Annotated in this window: 24 protein-coding genes; 8 read left to right on the top strand and 16 right to left on the bottom strand. The window is 46.5% G+C overall.

Features of this window, described 5'->3' with window-relative positions; all coding sequences use genetic code 11:
• Positions 1–5 precede the first annotated feature (5 nt).
• The 4 genes from MHI25_RS03010 to MHI25_RS02995 form a co-directional block, all read right to left on the bottom strand.
• Complete coding sequence (locus tag MHI25_RS03010) at positions 6–632, bottom strand: cytochrome (ubi)quinol oxidase subunit III (protein ID WP_038568531.1); 627 nt, start codon at positions 630–632, stop codon at positions 6–8.
• Positions 629–2,476: a cytochrome c oxidase subunit I gene (gene ctaD / locus MHI25_RS03005; RefSeq protein WP_076124740.1), complete on the bottom strand. Its 1,848-nt coding sequence runs from the start codon at positions 2,474–2,476 to the stop codon at positions 629–631. The genes MHI25_RS03010 and ctaD overlap by 4 nt, the downstream gene beginning before the upstream one ends.
• Positions 2,477–2,602: 126 nt before the next feature.
• On the bottom strand, positions 2,603–3,649 hold the full coding sequence (coxB, locus tag MHI25_RS03000; RefSeq protein WP_076124488.1) for a cytochrome c oxidase subunit II: 1,047 nt from the start codon (positions 3,647–3,649) through the stop codon (positions 2,603–2,605).
• A 403-nt stretch (positions 3,650–4,052) separates the two neighbouring features.
• Entirely contained in the window at positions 4,053–4,241 is a 189-nt protein-coding gene (locus MHI25_RS02995; RefSeq protein ID WP_019913840.1) for a hypothetical protein, read from the bottom strand.
• A gap of 48 nt (positions 4,242–4,289) precedes the next feature.
• Here MHI25_RS02995 and MHI25_RS02990 point away from each other — a divergent pair, with 48 nt between their 5' ends.
• The 4 genes from MHI25_RS02990 to MHI25_RS02975 all read left to right on the top strand — a co-directional run bounded on the left by MHI25_RS02990 (position 4,290) and on the right by MHI25_RS02975 (position 7,199).
• Positions 4,290–4,421 (top strand): hypothetical protein, encoded by a 132-nt coding sequence (locus MHI25_RS02990; RefSeq protein WP_340394956.1) that lies wholly within the window; start codon positions 4,290–4,292, stop codon positions 4,419–4,421.
• 313 nt (positions 4,422–4,734) lie between these two features.
• The gene (locus tag MHI25_RS02985; protein WP_340394955.1) at positions 4,735–5,700 is read left to right on the top strand and encodes a serine hydrolase; all 966 of its coding nucleotides are present in this window, start codon (positions 4,735–4,737) and stop codon (positions 5,698–5,700) included.
• Positions 5,701–5,793: 93 nt separating this feature from the next.
• The gene (locus MHI25_RS02980; RefSeq protein ID WP_036682511.1) at positions 5,794–6,132 is read left to right on the top strand and encodes a membrane protein; all 339 of its coding nucleotides are present in this window, start codon (positions 5,794–5,796) and stop codon (positions 6,130–6,132) included.
• Positions 6,133–6,242: 110 nt separating this feature from the next.
• Positions 6,243–7,199 carry a diacylglycerol kinase family protein gene (locus MHI25_RS02975; RefSeq protein WP_340394954.1) on the top strand — a complete coding sequence of 319 codons (957 nt, stop codon included), beginning with the start codon at positions 6,243–6,245 and terminating at the stop codon, positions 7,197–7,199.
• Between the two features lie 113 nt (positions 7,200–7,312).
• Here MHI25_RS02975 and MHI25_RS02970 read toward each other — a convergent pair whose 3' ends face one another.
• From MHI25_RS02970 to MHI25_RS02955, 4 genes are read right to left on the bottom strand one after another with little or no spacing between them, the layout of a single operon-like run.
• Positions 7,313–7,906 carry a xanthine phosphoribosyltransferase gene (locus MHI25_RS02970; protein ID WP_076101352.1) on the bottom strand — a complete coding sequence of 198 codons (594 nt, stop codon included), beginning with the start codon at positions 7,904–7,906 and terminating at the stop codon, positions 7,313–7,315.
• Between the two features lie 42 nt (positions 7,907–7,948).
• A complete protein-coding gene (locus MHI25_RS02965) occupies positions 7,949–8,251 on the bottom strand; it encodes a hypothetical protein (protein WP_038568522.1) in 303 nt (100 codons plus the stop codon).
• Positions 8,252–8,276: 25 nt separating this feature from the next.
• Positions 8,277–9,095, bottom strand: a complete 819-nt coding sequence (locus MHI25_RS02960; protein ID WP_076124492.1) for a TrmB family transcriptional regulator — start codon at positions 9,093–9,095, stop codon at positions 8,277–8,279.
• A 40-nt stretch (positions 9,096–9,135) separates the two neighbouring features.
• On the bottom strand, positions 9,136–9,927 hold the full coding sequence (locus tag MHI25_RS02955; RefSeq protein ID WP_076193702.1) for a zinc ribbon domain-containing protein: 792 nt from the start codon (positions 9,925–9,927) through the stop codon (positions 9,136–9,138).
• 204 nt (positions 9,928–10,131) lie between these two features.
• Here MHI25_RS02955 and MHI25_RS02950 point away from each other — a divergent pair, with 204 nt between their 5' ends.
• The gene (locus MHI25_RS02950; RefSeq protein WP_076218890.1) at positions 10,132–10,860 is read left to right on the top strand and encodes a GTP pyrophosphokinase family protein; all 729 of its coding nucleotides are present in this window, start codon (positions 10,132–10,134) and stop codon (positions 10,858–10,860) included.
• A gap of 364 nt (positions 10,861–11,224) precedes the next feature.
• On the opposite strand, the gene MHI25_RS02945 is transcribed toward MHI25_RS02950, so the two are convergent.
• From MHI25_RS02945 to MHI25_RS02935, 3 genes are all read right to left on the bottom strand, one after another.
• Complete coding sequence (locus MHI25_RS02945) at positions 11,225–12,376, bottom strand: hypothetical protein (RefSeq protein WP_340394953.1); 1,152 nt, start codon at positions 12,374–12,376, stop codon at positions 11,225–11,227.
• A 141-nt stretch (positions 12,377–12,517) separates the two neighbouring features.
• Complete coding sequence (locus MHI25_RS02940; RefSeq protein ID WP_076124497.1) at positions 12,518–13,309, bottom strand: hypothetical protein; 792 nt, start codon at positions 13,307–13,309, stop codon at positions 12,518–12,520.
• Between the two features lie 33 nt (positions 13,310–13,342).
• On the bottom strand, positions 13,343–16,438 hold the full coding sequence (locus tag MHI25_RS02935; protein ID WP_339246155.1) for a DEAD/DEAH box helicase: 3,096 nt from the start codon (positions 16,436–16,438) through the stop codon (positions 13,343–13,345).
• A gap of 463 nt (positions 16,439–16,901) precedes the next feature.
• Here MHI25_RS02935 and MHI25_RS02930 point away from each other — a divergent pair, with 463 nt between their 5' ends.
• A complete protein-coding gene (locus MHI25_RS02930) occupies positions 16,902–17,669 on the top strand; it encodes a TspO/MBR family protein (RefSeq protein ID WP_340394952.1) in 768 nt (255 codons plus the stop codon).
• Positions 17,670–17,762: 93 nt separating this feature from the next.
• On the opposite strand, the gene MHI25_RS02925 is transcribed toward MHI25_RS02930, so the two are convergent.
• The 5 genes from MHI25_RS02925 to MHI25_RS02905 form a co-directional block, all read right to left on the bottom strand.
• A complete protein-coding gene (locus MHI25_RS02925; protein ID WP_036682524.1) occupies positions 17,763–18,143 on the bottom strand; it encodes a RidA family protein in 381 nt (126 codons plus the stop codon).
• Positions 18,144–18,236: 93 nt separating this feature from the next.
• Positions 18,237–18,902, bottom strand: a complete 666-nt coding sequence (locus MHI25_RS02920) for an oxidoreductase (protein WP_340394951.1) — start codon at positions 18,900–18,902, stop codon at positions 18,237–18,239.
• A gap of 19 nt (positions 18,903–18,921) precedes the next feature.
• Entirely contained in the window at positions 18,922–20,187 is a 1,266-nt protein-coding gene (locus tag MHI25_RS02915) for an MFS transporter (protein ID WP_036682545.1), read from the bottom strand.
• 104 nt (positions 20,188–20,291) lie between these two features.
• The gene (locus MHI25_RS02910) at positions 20,292–21,704 is read right to left on the bottom strand and encodes an ATP-binding protein (RefSeq protein ID WP_076179738.1); all 1,413 of its coding nucleotides are present in this window, start codon (positions 21,702–21,704) and stop codon (positions 20,292–20,294) included.
• 169 nt (positions 21,705–21,873) lie between these two features.
• Positions 21,874–22,077: a CsbD family protein gene (locus MHI25_RS02905; RefSeq protein WP_036682530.1), complete on the bottom strand. Its 204-nt coding sequence runs from the start codon at positions 22,075–22,077 to the stop codon at positions 21,874–21,876.
• A gap of 460 nt (positions 22,078–22,537) precedes the next feature.
• Here MHI25_RS02905 and MHI25_RS02900 point away from each other — a divergent pair, with 460 nt between their 5' ends.
• The gene (locus MHI25_RS02900) at positions 22,538–23,431 is read left to right on the top strand and encodes an FMN-binding protein (RefSeq protein WP_076124505.1); all 894 of its coding nucleotides are present in this window, start codon (positions 22,538–22,540) and stop codon (positions 23,429–23,431) included.
• A gap of 48 nt (positions 23,432–23,479) precedes the next feature.
• The gene (locus MHI25_RS02895) at positions 23,480–25,360 is read left to right on the top strand and encodes an FAD-dependent oxidoreductase (RefSeq protein WP_076179739.1); all 1,881 of its coding nucleotides are present in this window, start codon (positions 23,480–23,482) and stop codon (positions 25,358–25,360) included.
• Positions 25,361–25,601 lie beyond the last annotated feature (241 nt).

The following is a 25,601-nucleotide window of genomic DNA, read 5'->3' as shown; positions in this document are numbered from 1 at the left end:
AGTGCCTAGCCCACCTTTCCGAGTAGGTATACAACCGTAAAGATGAAGACCCATACTACATCGATAAAATGCCAGTACATGGCTGACACATACACTTTTGGTGCAGTAACTACCGTTAACCCCTTGCGGGCGAGCTGCCCGATCAAGATGGAGATCCAAGCGATCCCGAAAGCTACGTGCGCACCATGAAATCCTACCAGTGTGTAGAATGCCGAGCTGAATGCACTTGTGGTCATTCCGAATTCTTCGTGTCTTACATATTGAGTAAACTCATAGATCTCCAAAACCAGGAAACCTAAACCTAAACCTACAGTAACTAAAAGCCAATTCCGTAGCAGTGCCGGCCGATTTCTGTGCATCGCTTGAATAGCGAATACACTCGTCAGACTGCTTACCAGCAGGATGAATGTTGCAGCGGCTACAAGCGGCAGGTGAAACAGTTCATTCGCCGAAGGCCCCTCATTCGTCTGATTACGCAGTGCGAGGAAAGTAGCGAACAACGTGCCGAACAATACCGCTTCGCCGCCTAGAAACAGCCAAAAGGCAAGAACCTTGTTGCGTCCTTCGAGCGTAGCTTTTTCCGGCTCGTGCGGAAAGGTATCCTTAGAAGCTTCTGCATGTGCCGTTGTCATGTCCGCTCACTTCCTTCCAGCTCTTCAGGTTCAATATGCCATCCGTGATCATCATACAGCGAACGCATCAGCATGGATCCAAATGTAATAATAAGACCGATGGCTGTAACGATATAATTATTAAACAGGAAGCTCATAAAAGCATTGCCGAATTCATCACGGCTAAACATAAAGCCAAGCCCAGCGATAAAAATTCCGATAGACATCGTAAACGGTAAAATCGTTGCTGACGGCATATGAATTGAGCCCACCGGCTCTGCTGGTGTCATGCCTTTATTCCCTGCTACTTTTTCTTTCCAGAAGGCATCAATCCCCCGAATAAGAGGTGTTTGCTTGAAGTTATATTCTGGCGGCGGTGAAGGAATGGTCCATTCCAATGTACGTCCATCCTCCCACGGATCATTGCCTGCATCCGCTGGTTTTCTGGAAGTCAGGAAGATGTTCACCAAGAAAATAATCATACCAACACCCATAAGTCCTGCACCAATGGTACTGACTAGATTTAGCAAATCAAATTGCTGATTTGGTAAATAAGTAAATACGCGGCGCTGCATCCCCATAAGCCCAAGGAAATGCTGTACAAAAAAGGTCAGATGGAATCCGATGATAAACGTCCAGAAAGTCCACTTGCCCAGCGTCTCACTCAGCATCCTTCCGAACATTTTTGGCCACCAGTAGTGCAGACCTGCGAACAGGCCAAGCACCAAACCACCTACAATAACATAGTGGAAATGCGCTACAACAAAATACGTATCATGGAACTGAAAGTCAGCAGGTGCGGACGCCAGCATCACTCCAGTTACTCCCCCCATAGTAAATGTAGGAATAAATCCTACAGCGAACAGGTTAGGGGTTGTGAAACGTACTTGCCCGCCCCACATCGTGAACAACCAGTTAAAAATTTTAATCCCGGTCGGAACCGCAATTAACATCGTTGATACGGAGAACAACGCGTTAGCTACAGGTCCAAGTCCAGTTGTGAACATGTGGTGAGCCCAAACCATAAAACCTAAGAAGGCGATCAAGATGGTTGCAAACACCATGGAGCTATATCCGAACAGTCTTTTACGCGAAAAGGTTGGGATGACCTCAGAAATAATCCCGAAGGCAGGCAGAATGAGAATATACACTTCCGGGTGACCAAATATCCAGAAGATATGCTGCCATAGCACTGGACTTCCTCCGGCTCCGACTTCGAAGAAATTGGCTCCTAGAATCCGGTCGAATGTCAGCAGTACTAAACCTACTGTTATTGCTGGAAAAGCAAACAAAATAATGGCGGAAGTAATAAATGTAGTCCAGGCGAACATCGGCATCCGCATATAGGTCATTCCCGGCGCACGCATCGTAATGATCGTGGCTAGAAAGTTAATCCCCCCGATGAGGGTCCCTAATCCGGCAATTTGCAAGCCGATCGTATAGAAGTCTACACCGTGTGTAGTGCTGTATGTACTCGTAGATAGTGGGGTGTAGGCGGTCCACCCGGCATCAGGAGCACCACCCATAACCCAGCTAAGATTCAGTAGAATCCCGCCGAACAGGAAGGTCCAGAAACCAAGTGCATTTAGAAAAGGAAAGGCTACGTCACGTGCACCGATCTGTAGCGGAATGACGGCATTCATGAGTGCGAAGATGACTGGCATGACGCCGAGGAAGATCATCGTCGTACCATGCATGGTTATGAGTTCATTAAACGTTTGTGCATCCAAAAAGTTATTCATCGGCTTGATGAGCTGCCAACGAATCAGAAGCGCTTCAATTCCCCCGATGCCAAAAAATAATCCTCCGGCCCATAGGTACAAAATCGCGATTTTTTTGTGATCGACGGTTGTTAGCCAATCCATAAGTCCTGTATGGCGCTTCACACTGTGGCCGTGCCCCAGAGGCTTGGATGAATTCAAGGTATGCGCTGCTTGAGCCAAAGTTCGTCCCCCCTTTTCGAAAGTTCCGCCCGCCTTTAGGCTAAGGCATTAGTCCAGCTTATAGTTGGCCAGATACTCTGCAATGCCATCAATCTCAGCATCACTCAGGCCCAGATCTTTGGGGTTAGGCATCAGATTGCCTGGTTTTACGGATTGCGGGTCGTGCAGCCAGGTTTTGAGATTCTCTTCAATCGGCGCACCATCTTCCCTCGTGTCGTCGTTGAGCAGAATTCCAGCAATCGATTCCCGAGAACCAATTCCGGTCAAGTTCGGCGCATTATTAATCCCTTGATCGCCTACAGCGTGGCAAGTCAGACATGCCGCTTTGAACTTCTCAGCTAAAGCAGGATCCTCTGGCAGCACAGCTACAGGTGCTTTCATCGAATCAATCCACTTTTGAAACTCTTGTTCACTAACTGATTTCACCTTAAATTCCATCAATCCATGAGAAGGTCCACATAGCTCCGCACATTTCCCACGGTAAACGCCTTCATTAGGCGCACTAAAGCTAAAGCGGTTAATCGTTCCAGCTGGGTTGGTATCGATTTTACCGGAAAGAGAAGGGACCCAGAAGGAGTGCAGCACATCTTTAGTTTCCAGTTCAAAGGCGATATCTTTGCCCACCGGAATAATCAAGTCCTGCGCTGTAGTTACCTTATAGTCGGTATACTCAAACTCCCACCAGTATTGGTGGCCGGTTACTTTAACCTTGATCGCATTCTTGTCATTGGAATGATCATCTCCAGCGGCAAACACAGCTTTCACCGTTGGCACGGCCAGTACTACAACAAGGATGAGCGGAATGACTGTCCAGAGAATCTCAAGTTTCATACTGCCCTCAACCTGCTCAGGGATTTCATTCTGACCCGGTCTTCTGCGGAAGCGGATCAGTACATAAGCTGCAATCGTAAAGACAATCAGCAACACCACGATCATAATGCTGATCGACAGCTCCATTAATCCGTAAGATCTGTCTGCTGCAGGTCCCTGTGGTCTGAGTACTGACAAGTCCTCACGACCGCACCCGGCAAGAAAGAGTCCAAACATAGCGGTCATGGGAAGGAGTCGCTTTACAGCCTGCCACGTTTTCATCATTGATCTACCCCGCTTTTCCCGATTTCGTAGATTCCTGTTTTTTTCTGTCAATTATAACAATCACTATTAATATAAGTTTAAGGGAAAGTTTTGTCAATCGTTCACAACTAGTTCACATTGTAATTTTCGACACAATAAACCCTTGTCCCATCTGGATTTTATAGCATTTTATGAAAACGCAAACAAATAAAAAATAATAAAGAAAGCGCATTCAATTTAAAATGTGTCTATTAATTCATTTGACTATTCTATGAGGAAGACTTTTCCTTATTCGTAAATGGGCATACAAAAAAAACCGATTCCAGCAACAAAAGTCGCTCGGGCACGGTTTATAAGAATCCTCGTGGATGTTATTACTCAAAATGATGTCTAAAGTTAAGCAAGTGACAAACGTATCTGTTAGCTAGGAGACGGATGAATTCATCCGTACCAACTCGTGTTCCACGACCATGGTCAGTTCTTCTTCATAGCCTCCTGTAATCCGATACTTTCGGACGTACTCCTTTACGAATTTCTTGGGATCTTTGGGCCGGAAAATGCGTGTCATTTCCCGTAGACTTTCCTTGACTTCGTTATGACCTTTACTTGCCATGATCAGTTCCCTCCCAAAACATTGAAAATGAATGCTCCGTTGTAGAGAATGCATGATGAAAAGTACGCCGTAACCTCGAATGCAAGTGAAGTATCCATTACACATACGTGGCTTGCACTATCCGTCAAAACGTGGAATCTAAAGCTAAATCTAGCCTCTGAGACACCGCCTTGCCGGTGAAGCAGGTTCGTCGTGATTTGGGCTGAGAGTAAGGACGCCTGATGAACGATAGCTCCTTGACACTTTTATTACCCGAAGAGCCACTTACTGAATCACTCCTTTCGGGCCTTATCGTTATATTGTATCATATTCCGGATTAACTTCCACCTTTCCTTGTAAAATGTACTATTTGGAAAATATTATTTTTTACAGCTGTCTTCGTAAGTCAGATGTCTCCAAACTGGTTAAAATACAATAACCTATACAGCAAGCGAAATTGTATTTATCAACAAATGAGAAGGAGATCTTTATGGCCCAGCCTGCAATTCCCCTAATGACTACCGCAACGCCAGAAGACACCGATACACGCCGGGAGGGTCTTGAACAAGCCCATCAAGCTATCCTAAAAGAATACCCCAAGATGCATAGCATGCTTATTGTGCGTCATGGAAAACTTATCTTCGAACGTTATTATAACGACCATCATGCTGGAGCATTAAATGATCTCCGTTCTGCCACCAAAAGTTTTGTCAGTGTCCTTACGGGAATCGCTATCGGCCGTGGAGAGATGCCTGATCTCCATATTTCTGTGTCCGAGGTCCTTCGCAAGCATATTCCATACCTTCACTCCCCACATCTCTCAAAAATCACACTCCGTCATCTTCTTACCATGACTTCCGGTTTTAGCTGGATCACAGGGAAGAAGCTTGGTGAACCGCTTGTTCGGAACCTTCATCGCAGCCGCCGCTGGGGTTCCTTTGGACTTAGCTTGAACATTATTCCAGAACAAATCGGCCAGTTCCAATATCGAAGCATCGACTCACATCTAATCTCGATAATGATTAGTGAATCTACAGGTCTTGATGCATTTTCCTATGCAGCACAGCATTTATTCACTCCACTCCGAATGGCTAATACCGCTTGGTTACCTAGCCCCGAAGGACATAGCATGGGTCATATCGGTTTGCACCTAACGTCTCGGGATATGGCTAAATTCGGAATCTGCCTGCTGAATAATGGAGTGTTTGCAGAGCAGCAAATCATCCCAGAACATTGGTTGCAGGATGCACTTACCGCTCAAGCAAAGGGATATCCAGCGTTTGGTGATTACGGATATCAGTTTTGGATCGGTACGATGAGCGGGCAGCCCTACAAGCTCGCCCACGGGCATGGCGGGCAGCAGATTCTGCTCTTTCCCAATCTGGATGCTGTAGTGGTCTTTACAGCAGAGAGCAAGACAAACAACTGGAAGAACCCTCGCAGGCTGCTTGAAAAGTATGTTCTCCCTTCAATGAGCTAAACATACTTTTTCCTGACAAGTCATAGGCTTGTAAGGAAGAAGGATTCGAACAATCAAGCCCCTTCTTCTCCAAGCAGAAGGAGAGTGAGCCCATTGTCCCCTTTTAAATCATCCACCGGATTGCCCGATAATATAGCGGGCGCGTTATGTTACTTTTTCCCTTTTCTCGGCGGCGTCGTCTTTCTCGCATTGGAGAAACGCAGCCGCTTTGTGCTGTTCCATTCGCTGCAATCACTGATTACCTTCGGGGTGCTGATGATCCTCCACGTTCTAACCGGATTGGTCCCATTCCTCGGTCCCTTGATGAGTGCCCTCGTCTCTCTTTGCAGCTTTGGGGTGTGGCTGTTAATGATCTACCATGCCTTAAGTGGCAGGTGGTATAAACTCCCTTGGGCAGGTGATATCGCAGAAAGTCAGATTCGCCATCTGTAATCCCCCAAAAAGCAGCCCCTCTGATCGCTGAAAAGTATTCCCTTTTGCCCATCCACTCCTTACAATGTAGAAAGGGCATCAATGGAATTCTACAGGCTGGAGGAAATCATATGTATCTATTTATCATAAACCCGCGTTCCGGCGGGGGAGCAGGCGGCCGGACCTGGCATACTGTAGAGGCGCTCATGAAGGAGCGTTCGCTGCCTTTCATGTCCTTGTTTACGCACAGCGTAGAGGGTGCAGAAGCCCTTGTTTTAAATACACTAAAGCATCGCGAGGATTGGAAAGCCGTGATTGTAATCGGTGGTGACGGCACGCTCCATAGCATTTTGGGTGCACTTTGCGGCAAAGATATCCCCATGGGCGTAATTCCTGCCGGCTCCGGCAACGACACGGCCCGGGGGTTCGGCATTCCACTTTCGATAGAAGCCGCGCTGGAGGCCGCCCTTAGCGAGCGGTATATCGAAGCAGATCTGCTTTCAGGAGCAAACGGACTGACCATAACAGCCGTTGCCAATGGCTTTGATGCTCAAGTGGCCGAGAATGTGAATGCCAGCCGATACAAAAGGCTGTGCAATGCCATTGGAGCAGGCCAGCTCGCGTATATCATCGGCATATTGCATACGCTGATGACATTCAAGCCCTGCCGGGTAAGCGTAGTCTGCGACGGCACGGAGCACGCCTTCGAGAAGGCATGGCTGGTCTCGATCTGCAACCTGCCCAGCTACGGCGGCGGGCTTTTGATCTGCCCGCAGGCAAAGGCCGATGACGGCCAGCTTGACGTCTGCGTCGTGCATGGGTGCAGCCGCGGGCAGTTGCTGCGGTTGTTCCCCACGGTACTGAAGGGCAAGCATGTGGCTTTGCCCTTCGTGTCTATGCTGCGCGGACGTAGCGTAGCTGTAGGCTTTGCCGAGGCCCGGCCTGCGATCGGCGACGGCGAGAGCCTCGGCAAAGGGCCGCTGGCCATTCGCTGCGAGCCGGGGGCGCTGCGTGTGCTTTCGCCGCTGGCGGCGGACAGCGTACAGCTGCCCGTCGACACTGCAGCGGCATGCGGCAGCAACGGGTAACCTGACCCGTGCATACCATACACACAAAAAACAGCAAGCGACTGGTTCATTACCAGTTCGCTTGCTGTTTTGTATATCCTATAGCTTTTGTTTGAGAATGCATTCCAAAAGCCTCAAACAAGAGGCTCTTCCTCGTCTTCCACGAAAGTGACTCTTCCGTCCTCCAGTGAAGCAATACGCACAAGTGACTCTACGCGATATCCCGCTTCCTGCAGCAGCCGATTCCCTGGCTGGAACGCTTTTTCGATCACAATACCAATTCCAACCACACTTCCCCCCGCCTGCTCAACAATACGGGCAAGTCCGAAGGCGGCTTCACCATTCGCCAAGAAATCATCAACAATCAGCACCCGTTCTCCGGGAGCAATGAATTTCTTCGAAACGGTAATTTCATTCGTTTCTTTCTTCGTGAAGGAGTAGACCTTCTCCACGTAAATGTCTTCTGTCAGCGTCAGCGATTTCTGCTTACGGGCAAAAATCAGCGGAACCTCCAGCTCTAATGCTGTCATAATCCCCGGAGCAATCCCCGAGGATTCTATAGTCAGCACCTTCGTAATTTCTTCGCCAGCGAACCGGCGGATAAACTCACGGCCAACCTCACGCATCAGGAAGGGGTCCATCTGATGATTCAGAAAAGAATCCACCTTGAGCACTCCTTGCCCGAGTACAATACCTTCTTTCAACACTTTTTGTCTCAACAGCTCCATAGTGCTCCTCCTTCTCCCATCATTGAATCCATTCTCCCCACATTACAGACCTGTCGGCTTCTGAGGCAATAAATTTCCAACGATCGATTTTAAATTATGATCATCCTTGCTCTTTTCCTGACCGTTATCATAACCCGTAATTCGAATCTCCAAGAAATCCCCCGGATTTACCGGTTTAAAAATCAATTTTTCGCGGTCTTCCAGTCTCACGTTAAAATTCATATCCTTAAACATTTCGACTAATTCTGCTTCTCCAGGAGATGCTCCCTTATCCAGAAACAACAGTCCACGCAATTTTTTAGGACCATCATTGTGCACCACTTCAAAATGAACGATACATTCCATGCTTCTCACCTCCCTATGATAATAACTACTGCGCCTGTTCTTCCCCATCATCGCCTTGATCATACATAACATATTTGCTATGAATTTTGCTGTAACGTTCTCCATAACGCTCTACTAATTCTGCGCCCATATCCTGCTCCAGCTCGAACAAGACCATTTCCTGGGTGAAATGATTCAACAACAGCTCCACTAACACCGGGTGCTCTGTTACCACTGCTTGCGCGGATCCATCATCATAACGCATCCCCAGCATACACCAGCTCCGGTCAATCACAAATGAGAACTTCCGTCCATCCGCCCGCTGCGAATTTTTTCCGAATGACGGCCATACCGGGTAAGAGGCAGCAGCAGCATTGCCACCGTCAAAAGCCCATAAAAGCCTAACGCCACGCAGTTCGGCCTGTTCAAGTTCGCTCCGCAGAAGCGACGCTTCCTCGCGCCACATATCCACTACAATTTCCTGCTCCGCCATGTTAAGCTGGCGAATCAGCGCCCCCATTACATTGCGGTCGCCCTCTACATTATAAAAAGAAGGACTAACAGGCCCTCCGCGAGGCATCTCACTTTCCATATAAGCCAGCGAAGCTTGAACTCTTCCCGAGATCATCGTCGCCAGCTCCTCTGGATTGAGAACACTATACCGCGCAGGCTCTCCTTCACCACATCGTACATATCCCTGCTGTGTTAGGCGCTGAAGCGCCGCATACACATTTGATCTTGAAACTCCGAGCTGTTTGGCAACCTCATAGCCAGAAGCCTGACCTTTAGTCGCAAGCTCGACCATGATTTTGGACTCCATCTCCGTGAAGCCCAGATTGCGCAGATGCAGCAGCAGTTGTTCCATCTTGTTGTCCCCCTAAGCCCTAAGCTGACTGATATCTGTACTATATTTGCTCCGATCCACAACGTGGGCACCATAAGGAGCCCTTTGGCAATTCATTCCGACAGATTTGACACTTAATCATATCACGAACACCACTGTCCTGGGTGACTGCGGACTCCTCCTGATGTTCATTCGCGTTCCAATCGCGGATGCGACGATCCAGCTCAAGCTGTCTTTGTCTTTCCCGTTCCAGCTGATCAGCATGTCTGCGATCCCGTTCAATGTCATGTTCGTTCGCCGCATATTCCTCCAATGGCAGCTCATCATCCTCTGAAGGCAGGATCTCAGAATACACCACACTTTGCGGATGGAGCTTCATTGCAATCTCCTTCTCTTCATCCGTTAGCTCATCCGCACCATAGTATTGATCCTCATCCTCTTCGTCCTCATCCACAGTTTTGACGAATACCGGCGGTGACGGAATCTTTCTTGATGTGGTTAGCTCCTCCAGCTTACTTCCACACTTTGGACAAAAGTTTGCATCGAGCGCCACAACATTGCCGCAAGAACATAACCGTTCATTTTTCAGTTCAGCAATTCTTGCGCGTTGGACTTCAATTTTTTCCTGAAGCTTGGAACAGGTCCGTGCCAGTTCTACCATTTTGCCTTCAGCTACAGACATATCCTTAGAGCGATACCCTTCATAAAAAAGCCTGCCCATTTTCGTGAATTCCACTTCCATCTCACGTTCAATATCGGAAATAAGCCCGTTCAGCTTGCCGATCTCAACAGAGCTTTGTGCTTTTTCAGTAACCCGGCTCGCACTATCTTTGATTCGTTTCATAAAACTCATTACAGTTCCTCCCTCTCCAGCGATACGTGTTTCTATCATACCAAATGTATCGAACAGATTCATTAATGTGCTTTAATACGCGATTTAGCGGAGAATGTTCCTATAAATTCTTATTTTCCCTGATTTCAGACGTTATTTTGCGTCAGGGGTTCTACATCGGTTAAAATAGAATTAATCACAAATAACGAAATTGGGAGAGTTTCAGTGGAAGAACATGACAGCACACAGCTTACGCTAAAACAGATGCAGGTACACGTTAAGGATCTGCAACATTGGCAGGATAACGAGGATTTCACAAATCTTATCAATGAGTTCAAGTCTCTGCCAGCACTCTATCGCCATGCACTAAATGATCTTGAGAATAAAATCGATGTGATCAAAACGGAATGGCAGGTCCGTGACGGCTTCAGTCCCATCGAGCATGTTAAATGCCGAATTAAAGAACCCAAGAGTATCCTTCAAAAGATGGAGCGCAAAGGTTTCGAGTTCAACTTGGAAAATATGGAGCAGCACATTCACGATATTGCAGGTATGCGGATTGTATGTGCTTTTGTTAAAGATATTTACCGTCTGGTTGATCACCTCAGCACACGCGAAGACATTCGCGTATTGGAGATCAAAGATTATATAGCCCATCCCAAGCCGAATGGGTATCAAAGCCTGCATCTTATCGTCGCAATTCCGCTCGTCCTGCTGGAAGGAACACGCTGGGTCAAAGCAGAAATACAGCTGCGAACCCTAGCCATGGACTTCTGGGCAAGTATGGAACATATTCTGTATTATAAATTCGATAAGCAGCTTCCTTCGCATGTTGCGGAGGAATTGAAGGATGCCGCACGCGCCGCCGATGAACTGGATCAAAAAATGCTGCGCCTACGCCGCGAGATTCTGGAACTTGCAGAAGGGGAATCCCCTGCCGGCGGGCAGGTTTAAGCTTTCATATTTCTACATTTCTCAAAAATTAAGGGGATGTCTCATAAGCCATGACAATGGCTGCTGGGACACCCCCTTCTTTTTAATCGATTAGGCCGTTTGATCGTTACCCTTCGCCGCCGAAGCAAGGTGCTATCGGACACAGCCGATCTTATTCGCAAAATAATCCTCCATTTTGCATACTAACGGACCCCAAAGTCGCTAACGGCATAAAAAACGCCGGATCTGCGCCCTCCTATATAAAATAGCTGCACTGGAGTCCGAAAACATACTGGATAGGCGATAAATGTGTGAATAACGACTCCTGAGTCCCTAAGCCTCAACCAACGGCTAATCATGACCCGGCGTTCCGCTATATTCAGCCTCAAGGCTTACTAACCAAAGGCTTCCATGTAACGCCGCCATCTGTAGTGGTCTGTAGAAATCCTGGACCCGCCAACCAACCGTTTTTCGGCGTAACGAACTGAATGTTTTCTGCCTTCGCGAATAGCTGTGATGTCGCAATCAACCTCCAGCTTACACCCCCGTTGACAGTCGCCACCAGTTTGCCGCCCTCCTGCAAAGCCCAACCTTCACGAGCGTTCAGCCATGTTGTTCTCGCTGCCTCAGTACCGAGCAATTGAGGGCCAAGCTTCCATGTCCTGCCTCCGTTATCACTTGTGTAAAACACCATACTTCGAATCCCATCGTCAACGATCTCCAGCGGCAGGATGCCTTTCATATTGTCTTTGCCTGAGAATTTAGGCGGATAACTATTACTGTAAGTAAAGGCTGCCAGAGCAGCTGGTTTCTTTAATTGCTCCGGCTTCCAGCTCTTCCCGCCATCCGTAGTTCTGAATGTTAAAATGTATTCTTGCCCATGGTTGCTGGAGGTGATCCAGCCATTCTGGGAATCCTGAAAGGTTATCCCTGTTGGATAGGCTTTAATACTCCCCGTTAGATTTCCGATTCGCTTCCAGCTGTTCCCGCCATCAGCCGTGCGATACAAGGATTTCTCCATCATCCCGAGACCAGGTTCTGAATCCAGCAACACATACCCGTTATTCACATCGATAAAATGAATAAAACCGCCACTGTATCCTTGCTCCCAATCCTCCGTGACGGGAAGTTTTGTCTCCTTCCAGGTCTGGCCCTGATCAGAGGTATGATAGATCTGAATAGGTTGACCCATACCATGACTACTAATAATCCAGCCATTTGTGGCATTCAGGAAAAAGCTTGCTGCGGCAAAGATGCCTGTTTCTTGTGGAATAGGGACGATATTGCTGTCCGGATGGTACCAACTACATCCTCCATCGTTCGTAGTCCATAATCCAGTCTCGTCTATTCCCCATCCAAGCTTTATGTCATTCATGCTAAATTTAGCAGGATACCCCTGCAAAGAATTCATCTTCGTCTTCAGCTCAGCGGTATTTGTCCCCATACTCGAATCTAAACCAAGATTATCGTTTACCATGTAGGATTGCAGAAATAACCCAGCAATGATTATCGGGGCAAAAACGGCATATAGTCTCAAATGAAATCCTCCTTTTTCCATTTCCTTCTATTCTATAATCATAGACAGAGTTTAATGGTAAAAGGTTACAGAAGCATTACACAAAGAAGAAGCCGCCTCCTCAGATAGGATGCGGCTTCTCTAAACTCCACTGCTGTTTAATTACGCCTTACTTGCACGACGGGCAGCAGCTTCTGCTACTCGATTCATAATCAAAGTTAGGCCTTCTAGAGCCTTAGGTGTCTGAGGCAGCAAAGCTCCCCAGTCTTCCGTTACCGCTGCTACTACCGGCGATGAAGGAAATGGCCTAGCCGTAATCTCATGGAACTGCGGTCCCGGCTGGTGAAGCGAACCTTCAGCAGCCGCTTCTGCAAGCCATTCCCCAGAAGAAATTGCGGGGCCCTTGCGCTCTAGCCGTGCTAATTCTGTTGCAAGCTCACTAGCTGGGGCTGCCTCTGTCTCAGAATCATCGGCAGCTATATCAGTTTCAGCCCAAAGGGCAAATATTCCATCCAGGAGTTCTCCCTTAGTAAATCCTCTCAGAGAAAGCGCCAGCAGCGGCTCTTCAGCAAGTCGTTCTTTTATAAGCTGCAGAGTCTCCGCCTGGTTCTCTAACCCTTCCCCCTCAAAGAGGGCTTGCTCCAGCTCAGTATCTGTAGGCAGAAGCTCCAGTTCCGCCAGCCCACCCGTCAATCTCCCTTGCAGCAAGGCAAATACCTCATCCGGACTTAGCGCCAGACGCCGCAATATTTCTTTTCTACGGGCAGCATGCCATACTGGAACCTTCAGAGAGAGAGGTTGCTCCGTTCTTTGTCCCTGAGGAACAGCAGAAGTACCGACATTCCATTCACCTTTTGCCCGCGACCCTCCCGTCACTTTCCCGGGCGAAGCCGTCCATGCTGCTTTTACTAATCCAGGCACAACTTCCAGCCGCATCTCTAACAGTTCACTCATTGTTCGATCCCTCCGTATTGCTCATGTCTTTCTTTACATCCAATCCTGATCCTGCAGTTCAATAAGCTCCTTCAGTTCATGATTAGACATCTCGGTCAACCATGTTTCACCAGAACCAACAACCTGCTCCGAAAGGCTTTTCTTCCGCTCAATTAATTCGTCAATACGTTCCTCCAGCGTTCCTTGGCAAATCAGCTTATGAACTTGTACGTTCTTATCCTGCCCAATTCGAAAAGCCCGGTCTGTCGCCTGATTCTCCACGGCCGGATTCCACCAGCGATCGTAATGAATAACATGATTGGCCCGGGTTAGGTTCAATCCTACTCCGCCCGCTTTAAGAGATAACACGAAGAAGGCTGGACCCTTGCCCTCTTGAAAATCATGCACCATCTCGTCCCGCTCCCGTTTTGGAATCCCCCCATGAAGGAACAGCGGCGATGTACCATAACGCTTAGTAAGCTTGCTCACCAGCAGCTCACCCATCGCTACGTATTGCGTAAAGATCAACACAGATTCGCCAACTTCAGCGACACTGTCCAGCACCTCGAACATAACCTCCATTTTACCGGAATGTTCATTGCGTGGACTCCGTCCTTCTTCTTTCCGGAATAGCTGAGGATGATCGCAAATCTGCTTCAGCTTCGTCAGAGAGGATAACACCAGTCCACGGCGAGCCATACCACTGCTCTCCCCGATCACGCCGAGCATTTCATCCACGACACCCTGATACAGGGCAGCTTGGGTCTCGGTCAGCGGGCAATAAGACTTCAGCTCCAGCTTCTCCGGTAAATCCTTAGAAATATCCGGGTCACTCTTCAGACGCCGCAACAGGAAGGGGGATACCAAGCGATGTAGCTCCCGCAGACGTTCCCCACCTTCACCAGACACATAACGCTGCCGGAAGGAATGATAGGTTCCTAAATAGCCTGGGTTTAAAAAGTGGAAAATAGACCATAACTCACCAAGTCTGTTCTCTACCGGAGTACCTGTCATAGCTATGCGATGCGGTGCCGATAATTTCATCACACTCTGTGCCTGCTTCGTCCGGTGATTTTTAATATATTGAGCTTCATCCAGCACTACTGTTGACCACTGGACATTGGCTAAATCCTCGCTGTCACGCCCTGCCAAGTGATAGGTCGTCAGTACGATATCATGACTGGTTGCCAGTTCTAAGAAGCTATCTCCCCGAACACGGCGTCCACCATGATGTATGTGTACATTAAGCGAAGGAGCAAAGCGCTGCAGCTCCCGCTGCCAGTTGCCAAGAAGCGAAGTTGGGCAGAGAATCAGCACAGGCTCCTGCTTCTCTTCAGGGGGAGCACTTAACGCCCGGTCCAGCAGGCAGGTGATAACCTGCACCGTTTTACCTAGACCCATATCATCGGCGAGGCATACCCCAAAACCCAGACCACTGAGCTCGGCCAGCCACTGATAACCCCGCTCCTGATAAGGCCTTAAAGTTCCATGCAGACCCTCAGGTACGGGACGCACCGGAAGATTACGTAATACATCTCCGCGCATAAGCGATGCCAACAGCCCGGATGTCTCCATCCCAGTGACGGACATTCCTTTCCAGAGCCGATCTTCACCATCCTCGGCTTCTAGACGCATCCAATCCGCGGCAGTCATTTCTCCGTTTTCATGGCGTTTCATATATCTAAGAACCTGGCGGATTTCTTTAGGATCTATCTCGATCCATTCCCCGCGGAAACGCACAAAAGGTACACCGGCCTCTACTAATGCATTTAATTCTTCCTCACTAATCGTACTATCTCCAAGCGAGGCCTCAATACGGAACGAGATCAGTTCTTCCATACCCAGAGCCGCGGGTGCCGGACTATCGCCCCCGTTCACGCCCGGCTGCATTTTCATCTTCATGCCAATGCGGCGGCGTCCCTCACGGCTCCAGCGCGAAGGCATCTGCACCGTTATTCCCCGATCGCGTAGCTGCTGCACCGTCTCCTTCAAAAAGAAATAAAGACGCTCCGGTTCCAAATCCGCCCCCGTAGGCGCAGGCTTAGCAAGAGCGCGCTGAATATCCGGCGATATCTTCGCAGCCCGGCCCAGCGCTATAAGCAGCTGCTGCTGGATATTGCGATAGCGTTTACCCCATAACGTAAACTCTCGTTCTTTACTACTCCAGATCGATTTGGCGGGAAACCAGAATTCCCCTTCTTCCTTATTCTCCGCCCAGAAGGTTAACCGCCAGACTTCATTATTGTTTTCATTGTCTTCTGGCGGCTCCAGCCGTAGCCCAAGACCCAGCTGCCCGCTCCGTGCTTCCTCTGGCTCTGAATGTGGCACATCGCTGCCAGCGGTCTCGTTCACAGTGACCAAAAGGTCTGTCACCTCTGCTGGAGTTCCTTGCACGGGTATATCTCGGCTTCCAGTGAGAAGGCTATTCCACCACAGTTCAGTTAAAGGGGAATAACCCCGGCGATAATTCGCTTTATAAGGGGTTAACTCACTTTCAATGCCCGCAATTACTTTTTTTATCTCAGCAGTCATTACAGCCTGCATAAAGGAGTAAAGCACATATGCTCCAGCCTCATCACGAGAGGATAAATCCCCTGCCTCTGCGATATGCGTTCCTAGTGCAAGAACAGGCATGGATGCTGCCAGCTGCAGAAAGATCTCTTTGTCCTCCTGCTTTCGGAAAGCTGGCGACCAGCAGACCGTCGCCGCCTGTTCGCCGCCGCGGCGACGTGAGCCCACAGGGCGTGGTGGCAAGGCCCCCGGCGTAATCCCGCCCGTACCCATCAGCTCCAGCGCAAAACGTGCCGCTGCTGCCCAGTAACGCAGTTCGCCGCCTGGCTCCACTCCCTGATCTCGGCATAACGTCTCATCCCATGCCAGAAGCAGTTGAAATGCATCGCTAGGAACCAAGGCGAGCCCTTCGAACGTTCGTCCGGGCAATCCGCGCCGGGCTGGCTTCCCCTCTACAGGGGGAGCCGGATATTTCACTTCTGCCAGACGCAGAGCAGCAGTTGCAAAAGGACGCACTCCTCCCTGTAGCTCCATCCGCTTCACTACGCGAGTCCAAGCGTCAACCTTCGGCTCCGAAGTTTCGCCAGAGAAGCAAAATAAAACGTCCCCTAACCATATTGCATACAGATGCTTAGTCATCGGTGATCTCCTGTCTTTTAAGCAAGCAAAAAAAGAACCAGCCCCATACCATCAGGAAGGGTAACTGCAACCTTTTCCGCGAGAAATAAATTTTGAAGCTATACAAGTAGAAGCCGCTTCTTCCTCTTTTATAGAGGCGATGCGCTCCTGCGGTAAATATAAGGATAAAGAACTAGGACAAAACTTATATTTTCTTGAATCTTCATCTCTTCATCTTATACGAAAAAGCGCTGATTTAAAAACATTTCTGCATATTTTCTGTAGATTTTTATGAAATAAAGTTGAAGGATATAGAAACACCCAGTAATTTGATTCATTTAAAATACCCCGCACTACTGCCCTGCTATCCAAGAATGTTATGACTCACTAGTCACTTCTTTTCTTTTTATAGTCTTAATTAGGCCAAAAAGGGGTATATTCTAAATAAGCAACACCCTATTAAAAAAGCTAGGGAGTGAATTATTTGAGACGTTATAATCCTTATAAATGGTGGAACCTCGTATTCTTTGTGGGTGTAATTATCGTAAATGTGCTGGCGGTAACCTTGCCTTTGGGCGGAAACAGTACAGGAGAAATCTCTGACAAATATAAGACTTACATGACTCCTGCTGGCTACGCCTTCTCCATTTGGTCACTGATTTATCTCTTGTTAGCCGGTTTCGTTATTTATCAATTCCGTTCCTATACAAGCTCTAGGGATTCTGTACGAGCTATTTCGTTCTGGTTTATCCTGAGCTGTGTTTTTAATATGAGCTGGCTTTTCCTCTGGCAGTATCTATACATCGAGCTTTCTTTGATTGCCATGGTGTTAATGTTAATTTCCATCATTGTTATCTATCGCCGAACGCGCCAGATCGCAAATCCTACTTCAGGTGAGAAATGGCTGATCAAGCTACCCTTTAGTATATACCTTGGCTGGATCTCTGTGGCGACTATCGTGAATGTTAGCGTTGTTCTGGAGAAAAATCATTGGGATGGGTTTGGACTTAGCGGGATAACCTGGGCCGTGATCATGCTCTGCGTGGGGACACTGCTTGCGGTGTTAGTCAGCTATCCTAACCGAGACAGCATCTATCCTCTGGTCTTCGTATGGGCTTTCATCGCGATCGCCCTGGAACATAGAGAGGCTAATGCAGTCTTTGTAACAGGCACAATAATGGCAGGTCTTCTGCTGCTCTACAGCATTTGGCTATTGCTCACACCACGCCGCAGAAGATACAGCAGATACTGATTGTCCTCTTGATAATATAAAAGGCAGGCTAAGAAGGTGATCCTCCTTAACCTGCCTTTTTTTGTAGAATAATCTAGAAGTGCGAAATCATATTTATTTCTTACGTGCTACCGCTTCGATCTCAACAAGTCCGTCTTTGGGGAGACGAGCAACCTCAATGGCACTGCGGGCAGGATAAGGTTCTTTAAAGAAAGTGCTGTAAACCTCGTTAACTGCTGCAAAATCATTCATATCTTTTAGGAATACGGTGGTCTTCACTACATGATCCAGTGATGCACCAGCTTCCTCAAGAATAGCTTGTACATTGCTAAGTGCTTGACGAGCTTGTTCCTGAACGCCTTCAGCCAAATTCCCTGTCTCGGGATTAAGGCCCAGTTGTCCTGAAGTGTATACCCAACTACCGGTGGTAATGGCTTGACTATAAGGACCAATGGCTCCTGGTGCTTTTGTAGTAGCTACTTGTTTTTTACTCATCTTGTTACCCCTCTCCATTAAACGCTGATCATTTATTGTCCATTGTAAGTCCTGTTCTCACCGTAATGCAAATTTATTAGCAGTCCGAAAAACTTAACGTTTTCCAATCACATGTATTACTTCATTCGTGTAGATATGCGAACCATGCGTGTCAGCAGAGGCAATGTTAACCATAGCTCTCGCCACAGTTACACCAGGTATGGCACGATATTTAGCCGCTTTGCCAACCATCACAAACTCCAGTGCTTTCATCAATCTAGCCGCGACGCGTTCTCCCAGTCTGAATTCCTCACGATGACCCAGCAGCAAAGATGGCCGAAACAAATGCAGCCCTTGAAAACCGATATTGCTTAACGCTTCCTCTGCTCTACCCTTAGTCCGACTGTAGAAATTGCGCGATTTGGCATCTGCCCCCATGGATGAAACAACCAAAAACTGTTTAACACCGTGATCTCTCGCAATAGCAGCAGCTGCAAGCGGATAATCCAGATCGACACGTTCGAACTTCTCTTGTGAACCTGCCTTCTTGATCGTAGTCCCGAGGCAACAGAAGATGGAATGAACGCCTTCGAACGAATCGCTATACTCCGCCAGGTTCTCCCAATCCACAACGATTTGCTTAAGCTTAGGATGTTCTAAAGCTAATGGAGTCCGTACAAGCACTCTCACCTCACCCCAACCTTCACGATTCAGCAATTCCTCCGTAACCGCTTTCCCTACTAACCCAGTAGCCCCTAATACCAACGCAATCCTTAACATGGAATAGTCCCCTTTACTTCTATTCGTCCTTTAGAATACGACGGCCCAGCAGGAAGGCAAGAGCAATCATAAGCGTTCCCACTACCAACTGCATACCGTATACTTGGGTCCATTGCGGCCAGTGGGCAATTTTTTCATACAACTGTCCCCCAATTAGCGGACCAAAAAAGGATGATAAACCCGTAAGCGCCGCATAGGTCGCCATATACATAGGCCGTTCTTTTTTCGGCGTGTCCCCAATAATAAAATTAAAGGCCAGCTGGTTGAAACCGCCTACACCTACACCAAAAACAATATGAGCGGCAAACAACACCAACAGCATCGGCAGCACAGACAAGAGTCCCCACATCAACGAGGACAAGGCAATAATCGGCAACGTAAAGAACAACAGACGTTTATTGCTATATTTTGCATTTAGATTACCCCAAACGTAGAAACTAGCCATCATAAAAAGAGTCTGGGACACATTAAGCAGTGATAACGTTTCATAATTTATATGAAGTAACTGCAACATGACATACGAGTATAGCGGAACAGTTAAATTCTGCAGCAGCAACCAGGCGGCCAGAAACAAAGTAGACTTCATAAATAAAGTATCTTTAAGCGGTTTCTTAAACATCGGCAAAAATTTATGTTCTTCCGATTTCTCGAAAGGCACGTCGGGATAAAAAAAGAATACAACGACGTTAGAGATCGCGAAGATCCACACAACTATATAAAGAATCAGAAAACCATGGCTACCGGGATAACGATCCAAAACGATACCCCCACCGTACATCACCAGACTACCGAGTGCATTCAGGAACGTATTACGAATCCCAAAATAACGTCCACGCACACGTGCTGGAACAAGATCGCTGATCACAGAGCTCCATAGCACACCACCCGCCGTATTAGCAATAAATGCAGTAGTATATAAGGCTATAAAAGCCATGACCCAATACTCTTTAGGAAAAATAAACGGAATTAGCCCCGTAGAACTCCAAAGTATCCTATGCAGGCCGATAAAAGTAACCATAGCCCATTTGCGGCTTGGCAGCTTCTGGATCAAAAAAGCTACCCCGATCTGCATCACGTTAACCAAAGTGGTAAGCGCTAGCACAAATCCAATTTGGCTTGAAGTGGCTCCTAAATATAGTAGGAATCCTGTTAGAAACTGCCCTTGCAGCAGTACCTGGAAAATGGTCGATGGCACACCTTCCCAGGTAGCAATGCGCAAATTTCTGCGATGTACTGAGGTTTTACGGACACGCTTTGAACTAGTAACTGTGTGCTTAGTTTCCATGTTGTTCATAGAAAGGGGTAACACTCCTTTGATGCGGCATTTGCTTCATTCTACTCCGCATCAATCTACTGTCAATACGCCAAATTAACAAATAATATTGGAGCTTACTCTTCTATGAATTCGAGGGGTAAATAAAGCGAAAAACGACTCCCTTTACCCTCCTCACTTTCTAAAGTAATGAACCCTCCGAGCAGTCTGGCCAAATCATTACTAATAGAAAGTCCTAATCCTGTTCCGCCATATTTTCGACTAATTGTTCTATCCGCCTGTTGGAAGGCTTCAAAGATCATGGCATGCTTCTCTGGTGCAATACCTATCCCACTATCTTCTACCTCAAATACAATCCAATGCTTCACAATAGCTCTTTCCCCACGTTCCTCTTGACGAATACGGAGTGCGACATGGCCAGACTTTGTAAATTTAAAAGCATTAGAGAGCAAATTACGCAGGATCTGCTGAATCCGCTGTGGATCGGAATGAATCATTTGCGGGATATTTTCTTCCATTGCAATAGTAAATTCCAATTCCTTTTGTTTAGCCGTGACAGCGAATTGCATAGCCAGGATCTCTGGGATCTCAATAACACTTAAATCTTCATTTATAATATCCAATCGACCTGCTTCCACTTTGGACAGATCTAATATATCGCCAATTATCATCAATAATTCTTCACCAGAACGGCGGATAATGGCTGCATACTCACTCATTTCTGCTTCCGTAAGAGAATTATCATTGTCTTCAATTAATTGCGATAAATTAATGATGCTATTCAGTGGTGTTCGAAGCTCATGAGACATATTGGCCAGGAATTCGGATTTAAATTGCGAAGCCATCATTAACTGATCGGCACGTTCTTCAAGCGCTATCTTATTCTTATGCAGCTCCTCCGTCTGGGCAGACAGTTGTTCATTAGCACGCTGAATCTGCACATTCCGTAAGAGTCCTAATTGAAAGTCACGAATAATTAAGGAGAATAGAACACTTAGAATCAACCCCGCAGGGAAAGTAATCGGCATAATCTCTCTTATGTACTCTGGGGCGGGAATCACACCAAACACCATAATGTTGATTGCATTCATTACATTTACGACTAGAATCACGATCAAACCTTTGTTCACTATACATAAGCTAGATCGTCTGACCCAGTAGCTAAGCGCAGCACAAACAAATCCTAGAATGGACAAATTAATTGTACCAGCCATTGCTGCCTCATTTACTCCAAAAGTTAACCGTGTAAGACCTGTTCCTATACCAATCAAAACAAGAATGAAAGGATGCGGATAAGCCAGCGTTGAAATAATAAGTGGCACAAAACGCAAATCAAAAATCACATGCTCATCCAGCCTATATCCAAAAAGAGTACTAATCCACCCGGCAAAGATGGCCAGTAATACCCAGCTTACTTTCTTTATTCTTACACTTGCATTTGAAATGGTGCTTTTATATATAAGATTAGCCAAATAGGCTACAGCTATTAGCATCGCGGTGTTTCCAAAAAATATTTTAAGATAACCCATAGATTCACTCCCACCTTGGCAAAATAAATTACAACTTTCATCTCATAATACTACCATACTAAAGCCCTATTCGATAACTAACCGCCCAAGGACGCAGAAGAAGAGCGCAAATCAGATGCGATTTGCGCTCTTCTTCTGGAATTTTATTATAAACGTCATTAGTAACGAATTAATCGCGGTAGGAACGTCCCCAAGTTTGGTACTCTTTTTCCGCGTCTTCTTTCGTGTGTCCATAACGTTCTTGTAGTTTACCTACTAATTTATCCTTTTCACCATCAATTACGTCAAGATCATCATCTGTAAGCTTGCCCCATTGCTTCTTGGCCTCGCCTTTGAGCTGTTTCCATTTCCCTTTAAATACATTGTTGTCCATTATAAGCTCATCTCCTTAGCTGAATTAATTAGGGTAGGATCGTTATCCTGTGTTACCTTTACTTACCCTTCCCCATTCGCTATGAATCTTTCCACCATTCATGGCATTAGCAAATTAAGTCGTATTCTGTCACATATATTTTTAAATTTATGTATTCAAATCTTTTAAAATTTGATATAATCCAGATATAAATTAAATATTTAATTTTTTAAGTGATTTATTTCACAAATGTTTTCCTAGTCCATGTGCTAGAATGCCATCGGAGATAAAACAACATCATTAAATTTTTTCCTAATCTATGCCGATATAAGTCATGATACTGTTACAAACGGGTAATGAGGTATGAGATTAAAGTGACAAATATCATTTATAAAGTGATTTTTATCACTTCGCTCGACTATTAAAATGTTTTACATTTTAATATATATATTTTAAACTATATTTTTGGAGGTCATTTGAAATGAAAAAAGCTTCTGTTATCTTGTCGAGCGCACTTATCCTTGGATTGCTCGCAGGTTGTGGTAACAACACAGACAACGCCGCAGCCCCTACTAACGCACCAGCTGAAACAACTGCTCCTGCAACAAATTCCGGTAACGCTGGAACTGAAGCTGGACAGTACAAAGACGGAGTTTACTACGGTACTGCTGACGTTGATGCTAAAACTGGCTGGCAATATTTCGCACTCTTAACTGTAGAAGGTGGAAAGATCACTAAAGCTGACTGGGATGCCTTTAACGTTAACACTGCAGGCGACCTGAAGAAAAAAGTTTCCGAAGATGGTAAATATGGAATGAAAGCTGGCGGTGCTTCTTCTGAATGGCACGAGCAAGCAGCTAAAGCTGAAGAATTCCTGATCGAAAAACAAGATCCAGCAGCTATAACTTTTGATGCTGAGGGGAAAACTGATGCCATCTCTGGTGTATCCGTACACGTATCTGACTTTGTAAAAGCTGCTCAAGCTGCTCTTGCTGCTGGTCCAGTAGAAGCTGGTCAATATAAAGACGGAGGCTACCATGCTGAAGGCGAAATGGACGCTGAATCCGGTTGGAAATCCACTGTTGACCTGACTGTTGCTAACGGTAATGTTGTAGCTGTTAAATTCAGTGGTTTGAATGCTGCTGGCGATGACAAGAAGCAATTCTCCGTTGATGGTAAATATGGTATGAAAGCTGGCGGCGCTTCTGCTGAATGGCATGAAGAAATCGCTTTGGCTGAAAAATACTTCCTTGAAAACAAAGGTACTGCTCCAACGCTTGATGCTGAAGGCAAAACTGATGCAATTTCCGGCGTGAGTATTCATGTTGGTGAATATTTTACACTTGCAGAAAAAGCACTCGAAGGCGCGAAATAATTTCGCAGGACCTTCTGCAGCTAATCAGACGAATGAGGTGAATTTCTCTTGAAGAAAATAGTCATTTTGGGCGGCGGCTACGGCGGCGTACTCACGGCTAAGAAACTGGCAAAGAAATTTAAGAAAAACAAAGATGTTGAAATTACACTGATCGACCGGAATCCATATCACACTCTATTGACTGAGCTGCATGAGGTTGCCGCGAACCGTGCTCCAGAGGATTCAATCAAGATCGATCTTAAGAAAATTTTTGCGGGCCTTAAAGTAGATGTTGTTCTTGATGAGATCAGCAATATCGATTTCAAAAACAGAAAACTTAAGTCCGATAAAGCTACCTACGCGTACGATTACCTTGTAATCGGCACAGGTAGCAAACCAACCTTCTTCGGCATTCCAGGCGCAGAAGAAAACACCTTCTCCTTCTGGTCTTACGATGATGCGGTAGCATTGAAACGCCAAATCCGCGATATGTATACCAAAGCGGCTATGGAGAAAAATCCAGCTGTACGCCGTGCTATGCTAACGTTCGTTATTATCGGTGCCGGCTTTACTGGTGTCGAGCTGGTTGGTGAAATGGCTGAACAACGCGAGGAATTATGCAAGGAGTTCTTTATCGACCCATCCGAAGTAAGACTGATTGTGGCTGATATGGCTCCGAAGATTCTGCCTATCCTTCCAGATAAGCTGATTCAAAAAGCTGAAGCTCGCCTTCGTAAGCTGAACGTGGAAATCGTTACTGGCGCTAAAATCACCGAAGTAGGCAATGGTAGTGTTGCACTTGGTGAGAAAAACGTCGTTGATTCCCAAACAATTGTTTGGACTGCTGGTGTTGAAGGCTCCGAAATCGTTGGTGGACTTGAAGTTCAACAACAAGGCCGCAAACGGATTGTTACGAATGAGAACCTGGAAAGTGTAGATCATAAGAACGTCTACGTAGTAGGGGACAACATTTTCTACATTCCTGAAGGTGAAACTCGTCCTGTACCACAAATGGTTGAGAACGCTGAACAAGCCGCTCCGATTGTTGCTGGCAACATTGCCGCCGACATTCAGAACACTGCTAAAAAAGCTTACAAACCAGGTTTCCACGGTACAATGGTCTCCATTGGTAGCCGCTACGGTGTAGCAAACGTTGGTCTGCCAGGTAAGTTCTTTATGCTTACTGGATTCATGGCAATGCTATCTAAACACTTTATTAATATGTTCTACCTTTCTCAGGTTGTCGGATTCAATAAAGTATGGACATATATGATGCATGAATTCTTCCATGTTGAGAACCGCAAGAGCTTCTTAGGTGGTCACTTCTCCAAACGTTCACCTAATTTCTGGCTCGTTCCACTTCGTGTTCTACTTGGGGGTATGTGGTTATACGAAGGTATTGAGAAGATCCAAAAGATTTGGAAAGATCCAGATAAGATTTTCTTGATTCCAGCTGCTCCTTTTGCAACGGATGCTTCATCAGCAGCCAGTGTTGCAGTAGATGCAGTTAAAGACACCGTAGATGCACAATCTGCAGCTTCAGCAGTATCCACTGCAAAAGAAGCAGTTGAAGCGTTGCCTGTACCTAACTTCGTATACAACATTACAAACTGGTTCATGGATTTGATGTTCTACAACAACGACGGAAGTTACACTTTCCTCGCGAAATGGTTCCAAATCGGTATGGTATGTGCAGAAATCGTCTTCGGTATTATGCTCATCGTTGGTCTCTTCACAGCACTTGCTTCTATAGCGACCGTAGGTATGTCGGTCATGATTTGGTCAACCAAAATGGCCTCGACAGAAATGTTATGGTACGTTGCTGCTGGTATTGCCTGCATCGGCGGATCGGGAAGCACACTTGGTCTAGACTACTATGTACTTCCTTGGCTTAAGAAACAGTGGAAGAGAATTCCGCTCGTCAGACGATGGTATCTATACACCGACTGATAATAAAACCCTGAATTTGTGTAATTTATCATATAGAACATATGTGCAAATTGTATTTTATTAGGGTTAAATATGGATATACTTCAGAGTAATGTGTCCCTAGGACACATTACTCTCCTTATTTACAAGAAGAAAATAACCTTCCTAATCCTAGGAAATGGTGGTTTTTTCTTGAATGAATGGTTTTGTAGGGATGATCGGGGTATGGTTTCTTCCGGCAAAACCGACAAGAAGGAGAGAA

Origin of the sequence: Paenibacillus sp. FSL E2-0177 (genome assembly GCF_037992975.1) — a bacterium.
GTDB classification, from domain to species: Bacteria; Bacillota; Bacilli; order Paenibacillales; family Paenibacillaceae; genus Paenibacillus_AQ; species Paenibacillus_AQ odorifer.
The sequence above is the reverse complement of the archived record's forward strand: the minus strand, read 5'-3'. Positions and strand labels throughout refer to the sequence as shown.